The 19,149-nt window shown below is 56.5% G+C and carries 20 protein-coding genes; 8 read left to right on the forward strand and 12 right to left on the reverse strand.

The window, feature by feature from the left end:
- Window position 1: 1 nt before the first annotated feature.
- A complete protein-coding gene (locus tag SBL51_RS05155) occupies window positions 2-520 on the forward strand; it encodes a nuclear transport factor 2 family protein (protein ID WP_317929677.1) in 519 nt (172 codons plus the stop codon).
- A gap of 25 nt (window positions 521-545) precedes the next feature.
- Here SBL51_RS05155 and SBL51_RS05160 read toward each other — a convergent pair whose 3' ends face one another.
- Genes SBL51_RS05160 through SBL51_RS05180 form a run of 5 tightly spaced genes read right to left on the reverse strand, consistent with a single transcriptional unit; the run spans window position 546 to window position 4,186 of the window.
- Window positions 546-1,217 (reverse strand): dienelactone hydrolase family protein, encoded by a 672-nt coding sequence (locus SBL51_RS05160; RefSeq protein WP_317929678.1) that lies wholly within the window; start codon window positions 1,215-1,217, stop codon window positions 546-548.
- Between the two features lie 19 nt (window positions 1,218-1,236).
- Window positions 1,237-1,608 (reverse strand): hypothetical protein, encoded by a 372-nt coding sequence (locus tag SBL51_RS05165; RefSeq protein ID WP_317929679.1) that lies wholly within the window; start codon window positions 1,606-1,608, stop codon window positions 1,237-1,239.
- Window positions 1,609-1,641: 33 nt separating this feature from the next.
- Window positions 1,642-2,550, reverse strand: a complete 909-nt coding sequence (locus tag SBL51_RS05170) for an oxidoreductase (RefSeq protein ID WP_317929681.1) — start codon at window positions 2,548-2,550, stop codon at window positions 1,642-1,644.
- A gap of 54 nt (window positions 2,551-2,604) precedes the next feature.
- Entirely contained in the window at window positions 2,605-3,399 is a 795-nt protein-coding gene (locus SBL51_RS05175) for an alpha/beta hydrolase (protein WP_317929682.1), read from the reverse strand.
- A 25-nt stretch (window positions 3,400-3,424) separates the two neighbouring features.
- Entirely contained in the window at window positions 3,425-4,186 is a 762-nt protein-coding gene (locus SBL51_RS05180; RefSeq protein ID WP_317929683.1) for an SDR family oxidoreductase, read from the reverse strand.
- A 376-nt stretch (window positions 4,187-4,562) separates the two neighbouring features.
- On the opposite strand from SBL51_RS05180, the gene SBL51_RS05185 reads away from it, so the two are divergent.
- The gene (locus SBL51_RS05185; protein WP_317929685.1) at window positions 4,563-5,564 is read left to right on the forward strand and encodes an aldo/keto reductase; all 1,002 of its coding nucleotides are present in this window, start codon (window positions 4,563-4,565) and stop codon (window positions 5,562-5,564) included.
- A 59-nt stretch (window positions 5,565-5,623) separates the two neighbouring features.
- On the opposite strand, the gene SBL51_RS05190 is transcribed toward SBL51_RS05185, so the two are convergent.
- The 6 genes from SBL51_RS05190 to SBL51_RS05215 all read right to left on the reverse strand — a co-directional run bounded on the left by SBL51_RS05190 (window position 5,624) and on the right by SBL51_RS05215 (window position 11,505).
- Entirely contained in the window at window positions 5,624-6,886 is a 1,263-nt protein-coding gene (locus tag SBL51_RS05190; RefSeq protein WP_317929687.1) for an amidohydrolase family protein, read from the reverse strand.
- Between the two features lie 124 nt (window positions 6,887-7,010).
- Window positions 7,011-7,442: a nuclear transport factor 2 family protein gene (locus SBL51_RS05195; RefSeq protein ID WP_317929689.1), complete on the reverse strand. Its 432-nt coding sequence runs from the start codon at window positions 7,440-7,442 to the stop codon at window positions 7,011-7,013.
- Window positions 7,443-7,495: 53 nt separating this feature from the next.
- Entirely contained in the window at window positions 7,496-8,200 is a 705-nt protein-coding gene (locus SBL51_RS05200; protein ID WP_317929691.1) for a helix-turn-helix domain-containing protein, read from the reverse strand.
- A gap of 103 nt (window positions 8,201-8,303) precedes the next feature.
- Window positions 8,304-9,071, reverse strand: a complete 768-nt coding sequence (locus SBL51_RS05205; RefSeq protein WP_317929695.1) for an SDR family NAD(P)-dependent oxidoreductase — start codon at window positions 9,069-9,071, stop codon at window positions 8,304-8,306.
- A 212-nt stretch (window positions 9,072-9,283) separates the two neighbouring features.
- Window positions 9,284-10,426 carry a sulfotransferase gene (locus tag SBL51_RS05210; RefSeq protein WP_317929697.1) on the reverse strand — a complete coding sequence of 381 codons (1,143 nt, stop codon included), beginning with the start codon at window positions 10,424-10,426 and terminating at the stop codon, window positions 9,284-9,286.
- Window positions 10,427-10,635: 209 nt separating this feature from the next.
- Window positions 10,636-11,505: a helix-turn-helix transcriptional regulator gene (locus SBL51_RS05215; protein WP_317929698.1), complete on the reverse strand. Its 870-nt coding sequence runs from the start codon at window positions 11,503-11,505 to the stop codon at window positions 10,636-10,638.
- Between the two features lie 233 nt (window positions 11,506-11,738).
- On the opposite strand from SBL51_RS05215, the gene SBL51_RS05220 reads away from it, so the two are divergent.
- The 3 genes from SBL51_RS05220 to SBL51_RS05230 are packed head-to-tail and all read left to right on the forward strand — an operon-like array spanning window position 11,739 to window position 14,820.
- Window positions 11,739-12,560 (forward strand): SDR family NAD(P)-dependent oxidoreductase, encoded by an 822-nt coding sequence (locus tag SBL51_RS05220; RefSeq protein WP_317929705.1) that lies wholly within the window; start codon window positions 11,739-11,741, stop codon window positions 12,558-12,560.
- Window positions 12,561-12,575: 15 nt separating this feature from the next.
- Window positions 12,576-13,583 (forward strand): zinc-dependent alcohol dehydrogenase, encoded by a 1,008-nt coding sequence (locus SBL51_RS05225; RefSeq protein ID WP_317929708.1) that lies wholly within the window; start codon window positions 12,576-12,578, stop codon window positions 13,581-13,583.
- Window positions 13,584-13,587: 4 nt separating this feature from the next.
- On the forward strand, window positions 13,588-14,820 hold the full coding sequence (locus SBL51_RS05230) for an MBL fold metallo-hydrolase (RefSeq protein ID WP_317929711.1): 1,233 nt from the start codon (window positions 13,588-13,590) through the stop codon (window positions 14,818-14,820).
- Window positions 14,821-15,050: 230 nt separating this feature from the next.
- Here SBL51_RS05230 and SBL51_RS05235 read toward each other — a convergent pair whose 3' ends face one another.
- The gene (locus tag SBL51_RS05235) at window positions 15,051-15,830 is read right to left on the reverse strand and encodes an SDR family NAD(P)-dependent oxidoreductase (RefSeq protein ID WP_317929715.1); all 780 of its coding nucleotides are present in this window, start codon (window positions 15,828-15,830) and stop codon (window positions 15,051-15,053) included.
- A gap of 217 nt (window positions 15,831-16,047) precedes the next feature.
- On the opposite strand from SBL51_RS05235, the gene SBL51_RS05240 reads away from it, so the two are divergent.
- Genes SBL51_RS05240 through SBL51_RS05250 form a run of 3 tightly spaced genes read left to right on the forward strand, consistent with a single transcriptional unit; the run spans window position 16,048 to window position 19,110 of the window.
- A complete protein-coding gene (locus SBL51_RS05240) occupies window positions 16,048-17,274 on the forward strand; it encodes a CoA transferase (protein WP_317929718.1) in 1,227 nt (408 codons plus the stop codon).
- 49 nt (window positions 17,275-17,323) lie between these two features.
- On the forward strand, window positions 17,324-17,602 hold the full coding sequence (locus tag SBL51_RS05245) for a hypothetical protein (RefSeq protein WP_317929721.1): 279 nt from the start codon (window positions 17,324-17,326) through the stop codon (window positions 17,600-17,602).
- A gap of 17 nt (window positions 17,603-17,619) precedes the next feature.
- A complete protein-coding gene (locus SBL51_RS05250) occupies window positions 17,620-19,110 on the forward strand; it encodes a class I adenylate-forming enzyme family protein (protein ID WP_317929729.1) in 1,491 nt (496 codons plus the stop codon).
- Window positions 19,111-19,149: the final 39 nt, after the last annotated feature.

Below are 19,149 nucleotides of genomic sequence, written 5' to 3' on the forward strand. Positions count from 1 at the left end.
TATGTCTGATCTGGAAAAAAATCTAGCGGAGTTAATCGACAAGGAGTCTATTCGGGAGTTGGCACTGCTCTATTGCCGTGGTGTCGACCGCAAAGATGGCGACCTGTTGCGCACCCTCTACACCGAAGAGGCCACCGACACCCACGGTGACACCTTCGATGGCGGCGCTGCTGCTTATGTCGACTTCCTGGAAAAAGCCTTCCCCTACATGACCTACAGCGGCCACCATATTTGTAACCATCTGATCGCCGTCAATGGCGATACAGCGGAAGGCGAAATATACGCCCTCGCCTACCATATTTTGCCGGACGGCAAGGGTGGGCAAATTGAAGATTTTATGTGTGTGCGCTACCTGGACAAATACCAGCGTTGCACCGATGGCCGCTGGCGCTTTGCCCAGCGGGTGGTGAATTACGATGTTCGGCAACAACAGCCCACTCAAGTTACCCTACCGGAAAATAGCGACCCAGGTGTGGGCTTCTTTAGCGAACGGCTGTTTGCCAAGGGCCCGCGCCAATAACCGAGCAAACAACCACTCGCAATAATCAGCCCAAATGCTCGGCAAAGAATTTAACTGTTCTTTGCAAAGCCAGCTCTGCGGCAGCGCGGTCGAATTGAGGGCGGTCGGAATTAAAACCGTGGTTGGCCTCATACCAGTACATGGTGACTTCGGGATTATTCTCGGCCACCTCTGCCACTCGCTCCGCTGGCGTGGTTGGGTCTTGCTGCCCCCAGTGGGCGATGGTCGGGCAGAGGGGTTTTACTGCGGGAAAATTTAAAATACCGGTGCCGTAGTAGCTGACGGCGCAACTGAGCGCCGGTACTTTAGCCGCCGCCAACCAGGCCACGGCACCCCCATAGCAGTAGCCGATAATGCCAATCTTTTTAATACCTCGCGCTTGCAGGTAGTCGATCGCACCCATGACATCACTGATCGGGTTATCGAAGCCGTTTTCGGTTAATGCCGTCACCGCACTGCTAACGTCATCGTAGGCGTAGATTAAATTACGCCCGATTCGATCGTATAAGGCGGGCGCCAACACCAGATAACCCTGCGCGGCGAACTGCTCCGCAAGGGCTAAAATGTGACTGTTTAATCCGAAGGCTTCCTGCGCAAGGATTATGGCAGCCTGGGCATTAGCACCTGGTTCGATCAGATAGGCATCGGTGTCGAATCCATCACTGGCCGTCAGCCTTATCCACTGTTTGGTAACCATCTCTGCCCCCGCTGTTCATTTATGCGGCCATCAATTTACCGCGTTGGAACCAAAGCACCCAGAAGCTAACCGCCAACAAGATATGGTGGGTATAGCCTGCTGCGGCCTGCAGCAGGGCACCGGAGATCAAACTGGCAATAATCACTGCACTGTGAAACGCAGCCAGCGCACCCAGGCCAACCGAAAGCGCGGCTTTGTCGGTTCGGTTTGGCCACAGAAAAATCACCACGGCCACCGATGCCAGGGCTAACATGCCCAAGGTGTTTAACTGCTGCAAAGCAAACTCACTGGCGGCGGCGTTAATCAGCTTGGGAGAGAACGCCAACAATCCTCCCATCAGCGTCTCCAATACTGCATGAATGATTAATACAACCACTAAAAAAATGCGCATAGCCTACCTCTGCTCTCATCCATTGCCGGTGTTCTATTTTGCTTCGCTTAAAAAGCTCACATCGGTCATCGCTTCCGATTTCTGCCATAGCTGCTTGGCCAGCTCACTATCTTTAGCCACTTTGTTGATCCTGGCTTTAGCCGGTTTGCCGCCAATCTCCAGAAAGCCACCAGGGCCGTAGTAATCACCACCAGCCACATCCACACCTTCAGCCGCCAATATAATCGGCCGCGCCGCATCCGCAGCCGTGGGAATCAACCGCTCCATTTTGCTGTGGAACCACTTGCTTAAACCCTTACGCTCTTTCGACAAAGAGGGGCTATTTTGATGAATATTGGTGTTGGCAAAACCCGGATGGGCACCCACGGCGATGATATTGCTACCCGCCGCCTGCAGCCGACGGTTCAACTCCAGGGTATGGCTCATCATGGCCACTTTACTATTGGCATAACCTTTCCACTCGTTGTACTCACTCTCTTCCCAATTGAGATTTTCAACCACCAATTTGCCAAAGCGGTGTGCCAGGCTGCACACGTTAACGATGCGACACTCTCCGTCACTGTTAAAGAGCGGCAGTAACTGGCCGGTTAAAGCAAATGCTCCCAGGTAGTTGGTAGCCACCTGTTGCTCGTGGCCGGCGGCATTGCGAGTCAGTGGAATTGCCACGATACCGGCGTTGTTAATTAATATATCCAATTGCCCAATTTCTGCTTTAAATGCCTCAACAAAAGAGCACACCGACTCCAAATCGGAAACATCCAGTTTCAGAATGGTAATGTTCCCTTCTGGCACTGCGGTTTTAATCTCCGCCAATGCCTTCTCTGCTTTATCCAAACTGCGGCAGGCCATAACCACACGCCAACCCAACTGTGCGAAATGTTGAGTGGCCTGATAACCGATTCCCGAGTTAGCCCCGGTAATAACAACTGTTTTTACTGACACGATGATCTCTCTTGTTTAATTTAAAAATGGGAACTTATTTTTATGGGCCAATGATCACTCAACCAGAAACTGATTAATTTCACTGGCAATTAATGGTGGGTTTTCCAGATGCAAAAGATGCCCCAACTCTGGAAAATCTTTGCGGGTAATTTTGCTTGCACAGGCGGTCATCAGCTCGGCCATTAACTGGAAATCGGCCATATCCTGGCCCCCGGTCAACAGCAAGGTAGGTACCTGCAAGGTGGGCAAACGATCTAAATCCGGCAGCGCGGGTAGTTGATAATCTTTAATCCACTCCCGCCCCGAGTAGCGCTCTATACCGGCGCGCACCTCGCGGGCAACCGGCAGGTTGCGAACCGAATCAAACAACGGGTGTTGCCACCACAGCGCTTTTGCGTCGGCCATGGCGCCGGCCTTGGCCTTGGCCGCCACGGCCCGCCATAGGTCGCGCCACTGACTGGACCAATCCCAGGCGGTGATCGCCGGGCTGAGCAGCACCAGTTTTTGAATGCGTTCGGGTGCATTCAGCGCCGCCCGCAAGGCAATGCCTCCACCCATCGACAAGCCCACCAACGCACAGCGATCAATGGCCAGCTCATCCAAAATAGCGAAGAGATCATCGACATGATTAAACGGTTGCGGATCAGAATATTCGCTGCGGCCAAAACCGCGCAGGTCGTAACGCACCGCAGCCAATTCAGGCTTAAGCAACGGCCAAATTGCATCCCAGGTGTGCAGATCTTCCCCGAAGCCATGCACAAACACCACCGCCTGCACTCCGGCCTTGGCCGCTATACAGAAGTCTGCGCCATTCCAGTGGACGCTGCGGTAGTGGTTGTCGCTGTTCATCCAGAACCCCTTGCGCTATGCCTGGCTAACCGCGCCAACCGCGCAGGCGGTTGCCGGCATCACAGTGGACAATTTCGCAATTGATAAAACGGCCGTCGTCCGAGGCTAAAAACAGCGCGAGTTTGGCAATATCATCGGCGTTGCCGTGCAGGTCGAGCAACTGCATGCCACGGATACGCTCATGCGTCTCTGCAGGCAGTGCCTCCCTATTGGCCGGGGTCTCCATCAAACCCGGCGCGATGGCATTGACACGAATGCCGGACTCGGCAAACACATTGGCCATACCGTAGGTGAGAGAATTGAGAGCAGCCTTGGTTACGCCATAAGGCGTGGCGGGCGCGTAGGAAGCCATTGACGATTGATTGATAATCACCCCCTTGGCTTCGGCCAAGGCGGGGCGCAACGCTTCTGCTAACAGTAGCGGCGCAATGGTGTTAACCGAAAAGTAGTGCAGCCACTTTTCCTTGCTGACTTTATTGACTGGCAAATTAATTTCGCCGTAGGCGATACCGGCATTATTGAACAGTACATCAATGGCCGGATGCACAACGCAAATCTCCTGGCCGAAACTGCGCACCGCGTATTCATCGGCAATATCGAAAGCGTGGGTTGAACACTCCGCGCCCATTTCGCGCACCATCGCCGCGGTCTCCGTCAAGCCGGCGGCGTTAATATCCAACAGAATCAATGTGGCACCTTCGCCGGCAAAACTCACAGCAGCGGTGCGACCCAGTCCACCCCCGGCCCCGGTAATCACCACTTTCCGATTCTCAAAGCGCTTTATCATCGTAAACCCTTATCTTTATCTTTTTAGTTATTAATTCTGCAGCCAAACTTAAGATTAATTCGCTGCGTACACCATTGCCAAACCCATTCGGCACCCTCCCAAAGTAGGAGCCAAGCAGCCGGTGATAAGCTCTATAATGGCCGCTGTTATGGGCTGTAGTCATGGCTAACTGCCGCTTGGGTCAAGCACAACGAGAGCCTTTCACGGCACAATTCAAACCGAACCTTAGCGGCTGTTTGCATCCTGCCCGCATCAACTCGCACCCTGTTGGCAGCCAGAGATTTTCCCATGAATGACCGCTAAAACAAAACCTGAGCGAGTAATATTTTCCTGACCAACGCCACGGCCGCAGTTAGCAACAACAATGGGAATCGCCATGACTTTCACCGCAAGAACATTCGGAAAACAGACTGTCTGCCCCATTGGTTTGGGCTGTATGTCACTCTCCTGGGCCTATGGCCATCAGCCATCAGAGGCGGAAGCGGCCGCGCTGCTGGAACAAGCCCTAGCGCTCGGCTACGATCACCTCGACACGGCCCGGCTCTATGGTGACGGTCTCAGCGAAACACGCATTGGCAAAACACTGAAGTCTCTCCGTAAGCGTTTCTATCTGGCATCCAAGGCCGGCATTATTGCCGATGGCAACAGTCGCCGGGTCGACTGCAGCCCCACCACGCTAAAACGCGCGTGTGAAGAGTCGCTGCGCTGCCTGCAGACCGATTTTATCGATCTCTACTATCTACACCGCCACGACTACAACACCCCCATCGAGCAGTCCATCGGCGCCCTGGCTGAGCTGATCAAAGAGGGCAAGATCGGTGGTATAGGGTTATCGGAGGTCTCGGCCACCACTCTGCGCCGGGCCGCCAAGGTTCACCCCATCACCGCCGTGCAAAATGAGTACTCCCTCTGGACGCGCAATCCTGAGCTGGGCGTGCTGGCCGCAGCCCGTGAGCTGGGTACCACCTTTGTCGCCTTTTCGCCTTTGGGCCGTGGTGTTCTCGCCGACGCGGTACCAGCGCCGGAGGCCCTACCGGCCGATGATTTTCGCAGCAACATGCCCCGCTTCCAGCCGGACAACTGGCCGCATAATCGCGGCTTAATAGACCAGTTTGTCGCCATTGCCCACAGCCAGGGGGTCACCCCGGCACAGCTGGCACTGGCCTGGGTGTTGGCCCAGGGCGAGCATGTCGTGGCCATTCCAGGCACCAGCAGCCCGGCACACCTGGCGGGTAATATCGAACGCTGGCAGTGGCAACCAGATGACACGGTTTTACAACAGCTGGACCAGCTGATTAACCAGCATACAGTACAGGGCCATCGTTACGCCGATATGATGCGCACCAATATTGATACAGAGGAGTTTCCGGAGAGCTAGGAGAAACCCACCCTCCTCAGTGAGAACTGAGTAGGGTGGTTGATAGTGCTGCGGGAGGCTTAAGCGCTCAAAGCAGGAGCCATACTGTGAATGGTGCCATCTTTCATTACCATCACCAGCTTGGCTTTGTCAGTCAGGATACCCAGATCCTGCAGTGGGTCGCCGTCCACCAGCACCATATCCGCCAACATGCCGGCCTGCAGAGTACCCAGGTCACCCTGGGCACGCATGGCCAAGCCGCCATTTTTGGTGGCACACACCAGCGCCTCGGCGGGGCTGTAATCGTAGTAATCAACAAAGTACTGCAGATCACGCGCCTGGGTACCTTGCATGTTCCAGGTAAAGCCGTAGTCGCCACCAATCACATGGCGCACACCGCGCTTGCGCAGTTCGGTATGAGTCTGCACCGAGGACTCAATCATTTGCGGAATCCCCATGGCCTCACTCACTACCCGCGGCAAGCCGTGCGGCTCGCCTTCGTGCAACATGGTGTGGAACAGGCCGATGGTGGGCCCGACAAAAATACGATCCTTGGCCTCTTCCAGCATATCGAGGGTTTTTTCGTCGGTGATCTCGGCGTGGTAGATCATATCGACACCGGCAATGACACAGTTCTGAATCGACTCAATGGAGCGGGCGTGCACGTTGACCATTTTGCCAAAGGCGTGGGCGGTTTTTACCGCCATCTGCATCTCTTCCAGGCTCATCGGTGTGGAGTGGGCCGGGGTGTTGGGATAGAAGGGGTCGCCCGAGGCATCCAGTTTGATGTTGTCGCAGCCTTCGCGGCAGCAGATGCGTACCCATTTGCGCATCTCTTCCGGGCCATCCACCACAATTGAAGGTGACTCCGCCGGGCGCGGGTTGTGTAACCGGCTCTCGTCACCCATACCGCCGGTCACAGTAATCTCCAGCGAGCCGGCGCGCACACGTGGCCCCGGCAGACGACCGGCGTTAATCTCATCGCGCACGGCAATGCCTAAGCGCAATTTCGCTTCCGAGGCGCCATAGGCACTGGTAAAGCCGTGGTCGAGCAGGTTTTTGGCAACGCGCGCGGTCAGGTAGGCGTGCGCTTCCGGTGACGGTGAAATCAGATCTTCGGTACAGGTGAAGGCATCGAAGGAGAGGTGGGCGTGGCCCTCGGTCATACCCGGCATCAGAAATTTACCGGCGGCATCAATAGTGATATCGGCCTTGGTGTCAGCCAACTGGCCAGCGGGGGTAATCGATTTGATGACGTTACCTTCGATCAGCAGATCGCCGGCAAAGGGCCCCTGCCCTGTGCCATCAAAGATATTGGCGTTTGTTATTAGTGTTGTATTCACGGTGAGTGTCCTTCGGTTAGAACCGGGATTATAGGTGTCCGGCCTCATCATAGAGGTGAGCTTTGGCCAGCAAAATGACTGCTGCTGCACTCACCATTGACCCTGCCGTCACGCGGATTTGCCGCTACTGACCAGCCGCCGGCAGAACATCAACGTGCAGTCGGGTCAACCGCTGGGACTTGAGTTTCCACTGGCCGTTAAACAACAGCCAGTGCTCGTGATAGTGTCCAAAACCGGAGATTGACAGCCGCTCCGGGCCCCACAGGACGCGATCCTGCATCGCCCAGATTACCCGCGCCGAGTCACCCTCAAAGGTGATCTCCGGGTTGTGCACCTGGTGGGCGGTCACTGCATGCTCAATGGAAGAACGCACCTGAGCGAGCGCCGCCTCGCGCCCCTCAATCACAGGCAGGTCGGACGCACCAGAGACATCCAGGGAGAAGTCTTCGGTCATCAGGTCTGCCAGCGCCTGCCAATCTTTGCTGTCGAGGTAACGGCAGTAGCGGGCTTTGGCGGTGCACAGGTCAAACCAGGCTTGGGTGGTGTCGAAACTCATAATTACATATCCTTTATTATTTTAATTGGGCGCTGTGGGCTAGTTGGCTAGGCTCAGGTAGCGATAGCCCGGCGGCAGAACTCCCACAGCTCCTCCGCAAGCTGCATACGAGGCACGCGATTGGGGCGGGTGATTTCTGCAGTTAATTCCGTGTGGACCGTGGTGGCCACCAGGTTGTAGACCATGTTGGCCATGCGCGTGGGGTCGGACGAGCGCACCAGGCCAACGGTTTGTGCCGCGCGTACCTGATCTTCCAGCAGTGACACCAGCGGCGATAACGCCGCCTTCAGCTCTTCCGGACGGGATTCAGCCAGGCGTATCTGCTCGCGGCTCATGGCCGCCCCCCGCCGACTTACGCTCTCCTGGTAGCCCGACTCGAGACTACCGCGCCCCAATACGATACTGACCACCAACCACTGCAAACGCTCGAGTGGATTATCGATTCCCTGCAGCTGCTTGCTATACAGCGTGGCAGCCAGTTGGATGGTGTATTCAAACACCGCCAACACCAGGTCATCCTTGCCGGCAAAGTGTTCGTAGAAAGCGCGCCTGGCCAGGCCGGTTTTGGTCAGTACCGCACGGATGGTGAGCCCTTCCAACCCCTTCTCTTCGAGCAGGTCATAGGCGGCGTGTACGATTGCCCGGCTCAGCGCCAGGAACTCATCCTTAACCTGGGGTTGGGTGCGCTTTATGGTGCGCAACTCCCAGCCAGATAGATCCCCTGGCTCAACAATCTCCGGCTTATTACTGGCAGTCACCGAGAGTACTCCATTCATGAAAAGACAGACCGAAAGTGCTTAATGGTATCAACTTGCTGCCCACTTGGCAGTGCCGTGCCTTAAGCCAATAGCAGTAATCGTTTCAGGTAACTGAAAAGCCACCATCGACCGTCAACACCTGATTGGTCACTCTGGCGGCAGCCGGAGAGGCAAAATAGAGCACCGCCGCAGCGATATCGCTCTCCTGGCAACGCCCCAAGGGTACAGTTCGCCGGGCCGGACCATCCGGCACCGGGCCTGTGGCGGCAATCGCTCCCGGCGTGGCAACGCCACCCGGCAACACGGTGTTGACAGTTATGCACTGCTCTGCCAGTTCGAAGGCCGTGGCCTGGGAGAGGCCAAGCAGTGCACTTTTGGAGCTGGTGTAGGCCACCAGGCCATGGACGATACTGCCGCGCAGCGCCGCCGAGGCGATATTGACGATGCGGCCGCCGTCGCCGGCGGCAACCATCGCCCGCGCCAATTCGCGCGTTAACAGATAGGGCCCGCGGGCATTGACCGAGATCATTCGGTCCCACTCCTCGCTGCTACTCTCCAAAAAGCTCTGGCGATCCTGAAGCCCGGCGTTATTCACCAAAATCCACGGCTTGCCGTGGTTGGCGATAACCGCTGCGCAAGCTGCAACGATAGACGCCTCTGAACTTAAATCCAGCGCCTGGCTTGCCACCGACAGACCGCTCTCCTTCAGCTCCGCCGTGCGCTCGGCCAGCAGCTCGGCGTTGATATCCAGCAATACGACGCGGGCACCTGCCTGCGCCAGAGCATCGGCTATGGCAAAGCCGATACCACTGGCAGCGCCAGTCACCAGGGCCAATCGGCCATTAAGATTAAAGAGGTTTGTGATATTCACGGAGGAATCAGTCTGAGGAGGCATGATGGTGTTCTATTTTTTATTGTTGTTAAGGGTGGAACAGCAAATTTGATTTCAGGGTACTGACTGTAATTTGAAATGCAAGCGGGAAATCGCCAACGCGAAAATTGTCGGTCAGCTTGTGTCGTTCAGACCAGGTAAAAAAAGACCGCCTGAAAAGGCGGTCTTTTGGAATAGCTGCAGGCAGCCGATTAGAGGCCTTCCGAAGCAACCTCGTAACGGCTTAGGTAACGCTCGAAAGCCGGTTTTACCGTCTCTACACTCAAGCCATACTGGGCCAGCTTGTATTCATGGCGGCCAAACTTATCTTGCGGGTTGTCATCCAGCCAGCTCTGCATGCCCGCTTCCGCTTCCGGCGTAAACTCATCGCCCAAGGCCGTATACAGTTTGCGCATCGCCTCAATGGGGTTGGTCATCAGGTCGGTATAGTGCACATCAATCACGCGATCCTCACCATGCTTGTCGCGGAAATCCATAATACGATCGGCATGCAGCTGTGCCTGATAGAGGCAATTCTTACCAATGTAGTCGCTGTCCACCTCACCCACGGAGCGGTGACCCAGGGAGATAATGCCGCAGAAAGAGCCGACCGCGGTCAGTGGGTCACGGTGGGTCCAGACCAGACGCGCATCCGGATAGACCTTCATCAGTGTTTCCAGCCACAGAGAGTGGGATGGCATTTTCAGATTCCAAACACCGGGCGCATGGTGTTGCAGCAGCTGCAGGTAGCGTTTGTGGTATTCGTAGGCGCTGGTCATGTCGGTTGAAAGCAACCAGTCACGGTAATTTGGACACTTGCCCGTAGACTCCCACATCAAGGTTTTGAAGTCGTGCGCCATGATGTAAACGTCTTCATTGGGGTAGATAGCAGAGCTGCGGTAGTACTTGCCCATCTCCGGCATCGCCGCCAACATTTTCTTTTCCATCTCCAGGCGAGCCAGGGCGCGAGGGTCGCTGAGCAGTGTGTCGCTGGTAGCCGGTGGTACAGGCTCATCAATTTCCCAAGTCAGCGGTGAACGACGTGCTGGGTCTTTGGCCAACAGGTTACTCAGCAGTGTGGTACCGGTACGGGGTACACCAAAGACAAACACTGGCTTCTCAATGGGGCGTTGCAGCAGCTCGGGATTCTTATTCAGGTAGTCGGTGCTTTTCAGACGATTGACCAGTGCCAACATCAATGAACGCTGCACCCGCTCACCGGCGGCGGCACCGCTGGCGTTGTAGTCGCCCAGCAGAATATCCAAGCCTTCACGAAAACTGTCACTGTCAAACTTCTCCAGGCCAGTCGCAGCCTGTGCTTTGGCGATTAACTCATCGGCATTGAGTGTTGTCATTCCCGAAACCTCTCTTCTTCTCGCTATTTATTACTGTAATGTTTGGCCACTGCGGAGGGCATGAGAATCCATTACCCACCTATCCGGTGGCAAAAGATGAATGATGGCGTGCATCAAAGACCACCCGCAACCGAAAAGGGTTACGAGTGGCAGACACAATGTCTGAAGGTAGACGCATTAAGAAGTGGGCTGCAGAGCCCCTGTATTACTTAATGCCCGGAGCGGTGCAGACGCTGACGGTAGATGCCCGGAGTCTCACCGGCAGCCCGACGGAAGGCATAGCAAAAACTGGAGGGTGATGAGAAACCCAGGGTATAGGCGATGGCCTTGATGCTGATGTCGGTGGCGAGCATCTGCCGGGCCTGATCGATACGATTATTGGCTACATAGTCACCAATGGAGCACTCCCGGCTGGCGCGGAAACCGCGGGTCAGTTGGCGTACCGAGAGACCACACAGATCCGCCAACTCGGCCAGGGTTGGTGCCTCGCGCACCTCACGCAGACGTTCATCAATGAGCCGCAAGCGCCAGGCTGCCAAACCGCCAGCGCGGGGACGCTCATTAACATTGATGCAGTAACGGCTTAACTCAATGGCCAACTGGCCAATCAACAGCTCTACTAATGCTTCCGAAGCGAAGCCGGGGTGGCGTAACTCTTCAGCCAAACGCAACAACAGACCGCGGACCGACGCCTCTGTGATATCAAGACTGGCCTCCAGACGCTGATCAGTCCAGGACAGTTCGCCATCGAACCACTGCTGCATCTTTTCCGGGTTGATAAGGCATAACAGAGAGGATTGGCTGGAACAGCCATCGCTGCGGGTGTGCAAGGCTTCGCCAGCCGGCAGAATAAATACGTTACCAAGTGGCTTGAAGCGATCTGGCCCCCAGTGATCACGGTACCTGGCGCGGGCATTGAGCGGGCGTGGGGTCAAACAAAAATCCAGCCAGTAGGAGTTTTGTACCTGCATAGTGCGGTCGATTGGAGCGGCCATATTGAAACGGGCGAGTCGCGCCGTTGCTATTGGCAAGTTAACTTCCGCATCGACACTCATGTCAGCATGAATACTCTGTCGCATTAAACCATGGCTCCTAATTATTATTTCAGCTTGGTTGGGACGGAAGGCAGTATACTCCCAAACCGCACCGGTCGAGAACCGTTATACCCACAGTTAGCGTGTCCAAGCCTAGGTATTGCGTCCCAACGTCGACACCGTTGTCGGTTGTTAGCCACAGCCCAGTAACCGACACTACGCTCCAAGTCACATAAGAATAAAGCCGCTATCGATCGGCGGCGATACAGGAGGACTCAATGACTTCATCTTTATTTGATCTATCTGGAAAAGTTGCCCTAATTACCGGTGGCAACAGCGGTATCGGCTTGGGCTTTGCCCGCGGCATCGCTAAACAGGGCGGCTCCATCGCCATCTGGGCTCGCAATGCTGAGAAGAACCTGGCTGCAAAAGCGGACCTGGAAGCCGCCGGCGCCGCGAAAGTGATTACCTATCAGGTAGACGTCTCATCAGAACAGGCGATAGTCGCCGGTTACGAACAGCTGATCGCCGATTTCGGCCGTGTTGATTGCGTGTTTGCCAACTCCGGTCGCGCCTCGCGTTCCCGCTCCGTGCTCACTCTGGATGCCGAAGAGTGGCACGATCTGCTCAACGTCAACCTGCACGGTGCCTTTTTCACCCTGCGTGAAGGGGCCAAGCAGATGGTCAAGCGCGCCGAAGCCGGTGAGCCAGGTGGCTCTCTGGTCTACTGCGGCAGCCTGTCGATGTTCCACGGTATTGCCGGCATCAACAACTACGCAGCCTCCAAAGGTGGCATGGGTGCAGTGGTGCGCGGTATGGCCGCCGAGCTTGGCAAGTACGAGATCCGCTGTAACAGCATCGCCCCAGGTTACATCAAAACCGGCATTGGCACCGATGGTGATATGCCGAAAGAGATGGCCGAACGCATTGCCCAGGTCGACGCCCATTTCGCCAACAAAACCCCGATTCACCGGGTTGGTAAACCAGAGGACTTCGAAGGCATTGGCGCCTACCTCTGCAGCGACGCCTCCTCCTTCCACACTGGCGACACCATCGTCATTGATGGCGGCAGTCTGGTCTACCCCTCTTACGCTTTTTAAGCCGGAGGAGACAGAATGCACCTACTTAAAATTCACGGCTCCGGCGACGCCCGCCTGGATGACTACCAGCGTCCCGAGGCCGGCCCCAACGATGTCATCGTAAAAATGAAGAACTGCGGCATCTGCGGCAGTGACCTCACCTACATTAAAATCGGCGGCATTCCCACCCCCGGCACCATTACCGCGCTCGGCCATGAAGGCTCTGGGGAAATAATGGAAGTCGGCAGTGCCGTCGACGGCATCAATGTCGGCGACCGGGTAATCGTCAACCCAATGCAGACCCCGAGCAATATCGGCAGTGGCGGCCCGGAAGGCGCCTTTACCGAAGAGCTGCTGGTGCGCGAAGCCAGACTGGGCATGTCGATTCTGCCGATCCCGGCAGGGATCCCCTATGAGATCGCCGCCATGTGCGAACCACTGGCCGTGGCCATGCACGGGGTTAACCGGGCCGAATTAAAAGCCGGTGACAAAGCAGTGGTTTTTGGCTGTGGCCCTATCGGATTGGGCATGGTGCTCTGGCTGGTGGATCGCGGCATTGATGTGGTCGCTCTCGACCTGGCCGCCGAGCGCCGGGAGCGAGCCCTGGCTCTGGGTGCCCAGGCGGCCCTGGATCCAACCCAAATCGACCTGCGCGCCGAGTTGGCGAAACTACATGGCGAGGTGCCATCCTATGGCCGCGTCGGCGTCGGTACCGATGCCTTTATTGATGCCGCTGGCGCCCCCAATATCCTCAGCGAGGTGGTAGCTATCGCCAAATACCACTCGCGCATGGTGATTACCGCCGCCCACATGAAGCCGATCGAGTTTCCTGCTGGGCGCATGCTGACCAGCGAGATGACCATCACCACCGCCATGGGCTACCCCACAGAGATGCCCGACGTCATCGCCGCCATGCCCCGCCTGCAGGATAAGATCGCCAGCATGATCAGCCACCGCCTGCCACTTTCCCAGGTTTTGGATGGCCTCAAGATCGCGGCCACGCCGGAGTCCTGCAAGGTTATGATCAATATCGACGAGGAGTAGCGGCGTGAGCGACGACAATAAAAAGCCGCATTTGGCCTCTCTGGTTCAGGCCGGAGAGGGTCAGACCGAAGCGGTAAAAATCACCGATTACATCCACATGACGAAGGACATCTCCAACGCCTACCTGGTCAACACCAGCGACGGTGACGTGTTGATCAACACCGGCTTTATGGCCAGTACCGAGCGCAACAAAAAACTGTTCGCGCCGGTACGCAGCGGGCCGCTGAAGTACATTCTGCTAACCCAGGCCCACGCCGACCACTACGGTGGCGTGCCCGCCCTGCGTGAAGCCGGCACCCAGGTGGTCGCCCAGCAGCGCTTTTTGGAGACTTACAAGTTCTTCGAACGGCTGATGCCCTTCCTGAAGGGCCGCTCTGCCAAGCTCTGGTCGGGCACAGTTAAAGGTCGGGATCTGCCCATTCCTGTGTTCGAGCCGGATATCACCTTCGATGATCACTACCAGTTTGAACTGGGTGGGCGCCGCTTTGAGGTGATCCACACGCCAGGTGGGGAATCACTGGATGCCGCAGTGGTTTGGCTGCCAAAGGAGCGGGTGGTGTTCACCGGCAACCTGTTTGGCCCGGTGTTTATGTCGATGCCCAACCTCTGCACCATGCGCGGCGATAAGCCCCGCTCTGCCAAATTATGGCTGGAGTGCTTGGACAAGGTGCGCAAGCTGGGTGCCGACCTGCTGATTACCGGTCACGGCGAGCCCATCTGCTGTACCAACGAGATTCGTCAGAGCCTCGACACCATGTACGACGCCGTCTCTTACATCTTTGAAGCCACGCTCGATGGCATGAATGCCGGCAAAGATGTCTACACATTGATGCGGGAGATCCAGCTGCCGGAGAACCTTAAACTGGGCGAGTTCCACGGCAAGGTATCCTGGGCGGTACGCACCATTTGGGAGGAGCACGCCGGTTGGTTCCATTTGGACTACACCTCTAGCATGTACGCCGTGCCACGCAGCAGTGTCGCCGCTGACCTGGTCGAACTGGCCGGTGGCTGCGAGCAATTGGCCGAGCGGGCTGCCAGCAAGCTGGCGGCGGGCAATGCCGTGGAGGCGATGCATCTGCTTGAGGTGGCGCTGGATGCCGAGCCCACTAATCCCCAGCTGCTCACCGTCAAGGCGCAGGTGTTGCAACAACTGCTGAAAGAGTCTGGCGGTAACAATCTGAGCGAAACCATGTGGCTGAAAACGGAGTTAACCAATACTCAAAGCACACTTGGCTAGCCAAAATTCGACCGTACAAGCATTAAAAAAGGGCCGGTATCGGCCCTTTTTTTGCGTCGGAAACCCGGAATTTCAGCTATTTCACCCGATTACAGTAATCCCGGAAAGAATAGAGATTTGCCTGCTGCTGAATAGAAAAAAGGTAATGGGGAGGTGAAATTCGGGGCTTGCCACCGATGAGTTATCGGCCCACCAGCGGCAAAGTTCTGAGGGTAATTTCTGCTCAACAATTAACGGGGCTGCATACGAATGGCGCCATCCAAGCGGATGATTTCACCATTCACATAACCATTGCGCACCAGCTCCAGGACCATGCTGCCAAACTCATCGGCATCGCCTAAGCGCGGTGGGAAGGGGACCATTTTACCCAGCGCAGCTTTCATCTCCGGGGTGGCCCGGGCCATGGCTGGGGTATCGAAAATACCCGGCTGAATGGTGTTACAGCGGATGCCTTCACGCGACAGGTCGCGGGCGATAGTCAGGGTCATACCATTGATGGCCGCCTTCGCAGCCGAATAGGCCGCCTGCCCCATCTGCCCCTCCACGGCAGCGGCCGAAGAGGTGTTAATCAACACACCGCGCTCACCATTGATGGGCTCAAGCCCCATCATGCCTTCGGCCGCACGGGTGATGCAGCGGAAGGTACCAACGGTATTGAGCTTGATAACCCACTCAAATTTATCCGCGGGAAAGGTTTTGATCTCGCCGGTTTCCTTATCGCGGCGGGCGGTGACAACTGCATTGCCACCCCCGGCACAACAGACCAGAACCCGCTCCTGGCCATTGGCAGCACGGGCCTTGGCGAAGGCCGCATCAACGCTCTCATCAGACAGCACATCCACCTGGCAAAAGATGGAACCTGTCTCGGCTGCGGCCTGCTCTCCGGTCTCCTCATTCAGGTCAAAAATGGCGACCTTCACACCCGCTGCCCGCAACGCTTTAACGGTGGCAAAACCCAAACCAGAGGCGCCCCCGGTGACAACGGCTGCCAGTGAGGAATCTATTTTCATGTGCTACTCTCCCGCGTACTTTTATTAAGCCGCATCTAATGCGTGGTTGTTTTGTGAACACCCAAGACATTGATTTTGCAGCTATTTTATCGGCTGGTTTTGGGTCCGAATTGAACCCTGTTTTGAATGGAAAAAACTTATACCGTAAAAGCAGGACATATACAACAATGCTGTTGAATAGTATAATGCCGCAGGTCGAGAATGTGAGGAGATAATAATGACGCAGGTAATGAAAGGCGTTCGAATCCTGGAAGTAGCGCAGTTTACTTTTGTTCCCGCTGCTGGGGCGGTATTGGCAGACTGGGGGGCTGACGTTATTAAAATTGAACACCCAGTGCGCGGTGATACCCAGCGCGGTTTTGTTAAATTGGGCGGCATTGATACCAACCCCAACCGCAGTCCCTTCGTCGAGCACCCCAACCGCGGAAAGCGCAGCGTCGGTGTCGACATCTCCAAACCTGAAGGTATGGAAGTCATCTACGAACTGGCCAAAACCGCCGATGTATTCCTCACCAACTACCTACCCAATCAGCGCCAGAAAATGGGCTTTGATATCGAGCATATCCGTAAGGTGAACCCCAACATCATCTACGCCCGCGGCAGCGCCTTTGGCGATAAAGGTCCTGAGCGCGATGTCGGAGGCTTTGACGGCACCGCCTTCTGGAACCGCAGTGGCATTGCCGACGCCATGTCACCGAAAGAGCTGGGCGGCCCCATCTCTCAGGGTATCCCCGCCTTTGGCGACTCCATTGGCGGCATGAACATCGCTGGTGGTATCGCCGCCGCCCTCTTCCACCGCGAGCGTACCGGCGAAGCTGTAGAGCTGGATGTCTCCCTGCTGAGCACCGCCTGGTGGGCAGCCGGTACCTCCATTGATATGGGTATTGAATCCGGTACGGTAATGGCCAACCGAATGCCTCAATCCGGTGCCAACCCCGGTAACCCACTGATGGGTAACTACTACGCCTCTGACGGCGGCGTTATCAACATGTGTACCCTCACCCCCGGGCCGCACATCAAGAATTTCTTCCAGCACATCGGCCGCCCTGAGTGTGGCGAGGACGAGCGTTTCTCCACACCCGAAGCACTCATGAAAAACTGGGAAGCCGCCAGCGAAATCATCGTACAGGCCTTTGCCGAGAAAGAGTTCAAATACTGGCGCGAGCACCTGAAAACCTACTCCGGCCAGTGGGCGCCGGTACAAAGCCTGCTGGATATCGCCTCTGACGAGCAGGCATTGGCCAACGACATGCTGTTTGAAGTGGAAGCCGCAGACGGCGGCGAGCCAATCAAACTGGTGCGAGGCCCAGTGCAGTTCAACCACGAACCCGTGGTTACCTCCCGCGCCCCGGTCGCCTCCGAACACACCGAACTGGTGTTGATGGAGCTCGGCATCGAGTGGGAAAAAATCGAAGAATTAAAAGGAAAAGGCGCCATCGCCTAATTGTTTTTTGTATTAATTGAAGGTGACGTGAATAACTATGAAACCAGGAATGAAACTTAAAAGCGCTGTTTGCAATACTGAAGTAATGGTTATCCGTGGTAGCGGCCTCGTAGTTGAGTGCGGCGGCGCACCAATGGCCGAAGCAGCACCGGCGGAAAAAGGTGCTGTCGACGCCAACTTTGCTGGTGGTACCAGCATGGGCAAACGCTACGTGGATGAAGCAGGCACCGTGGAACTTTTATGTGTAAAAGCCGGTGAAGGATCACTGTCTATTGACGGAACTCCGCTGCAACTCAAAGACGCTAAACCACTGCCCTCCTCTGACTAAGCGCCAGAAACCGCCCTATGAATATTATCCTGCTATTACAGATGGCGGCCGATGCCGGTCCTGACCGGGTCGGCTTGGTGTGCGATGGGCGCCGCTGGACCTACAGCGCGCTCTACAACGCCGCCAAAGGCGCCGCAGAACTCTTTGTGAAAAGCGGCTGTGCCCACGTTGCGCTCTTGGACGAGAGCAGCGAAGCGGCACCCATCGCTCTGTTTGGAGCGGCGATCGCCGGAATTCCTTACGTACCTCTCAACTATCGCTTGGCTGATGCCGATCTGGGCGCACTGCTCGACCGAGTCAAACCTGCCTATGTGATCGGTGACGTCGATCGGGTCAACCGCTTAAGCGAAGGCCACACCTGTGCCTCCCGCGATGCCTTTGTTGCCGCTGCGGAAGCGGCCGCTGAGGGCGCTTCCGATGAAGAGCGTGAAGGTGAAGGCATTGCCGCCCAAATCTTTACCAGTGGCACCACCGCTGCCCCCAAAGCCGCCCTGCTGCGTCACTCCAACCTGCTCGGCTACATTCTGGGCACAGTGGAGTTTATGGCTGCCGCCGAGGAAGATGCACAGCTGGTGTGTGTACCGCCCTACCACATTGCTGGTATTTCAGCGCTCTTGAGCTCCATCTATGCCATGCGTCGCATCGTTATGCTGCCCGCCTTTGACCCGGACAGCTGGCTGAAACTGGCGGAAGAGGAGCAAGTTACCAACGCCTTCCTGGTGCCAACCATGCTGGCGCGCATCATCGCCCGCATGGCCGAAACCGGTAACTCAACCCTGCCCAGCGTGCAGGCCATCGCCTATGGTGGCGGTCGCATGCCACCAGAGTTGATTGCCCAGGCGCTGGATCTCTTCCCGAACTGTAACTTCACCAACGCTTACGGTTTAACCGAGACCAGCTCCACCATCGCGCTGTTGACCCCGGAAGATCACCGTACCGCCCATCAATCCGATGATCCCAAAGTCCGCGCCCGCCTGGGTTCTGTGGGTAAACCACTGCCCACCGTGGAGTTGGAAATTCGCGACGACGAGGGCAATGTACTGCCTGCTGGCGAGCGTGGCGAAATCTACGTTCGCGGCGAGCAGGTTTCCGGTGAATACCGCGAGAAGAGCGCACTCGATGCCGACGGTTGGTTCCCCACCCGCGATGCCGGCTACCTGGATGACGAAGGTTATCTGTTCCTGGCCGGCCGTGCCGACGATGTCATTGTCCGCGGTGGCGAGAATATCTCTCCCGGTGAGATTGAGGACGTACTGGCGACTCACCCCGCCATTGCCGATTCGGTCGCCGTTGGCGCACCCTCAGTCGAGTGGGGCGAAGCGGTAGCCATTGCCGTGGTCGTTAAGCCCGACCAACCCGCTCCGAGCGAAGATGAGCTTAAGATCATGATCAAGGATCGCCTGCGCTCCTCCCGGGTACCGGAGAAGATACGCATTGTTGACGAACTGCCCTACAACGAAATGGGCAAGTTGCTACGACGTGTAGTACGGGAGTGGTTTACCGCCTAAAGGCCGGACTGAAAAACGTCGTTACAAATGGCCCAGTGC

Source organism: Halioxenophilus sp. WMMB6 (genome assembly GCF_033283405.1).
In the GTDB taxonomy this organism is placed as follows: Bacteria; Pseudomonadota; Gammaproteobacteria; order Pseudomonadales; family Cellvibrionaceae; genus Halioxenophilus.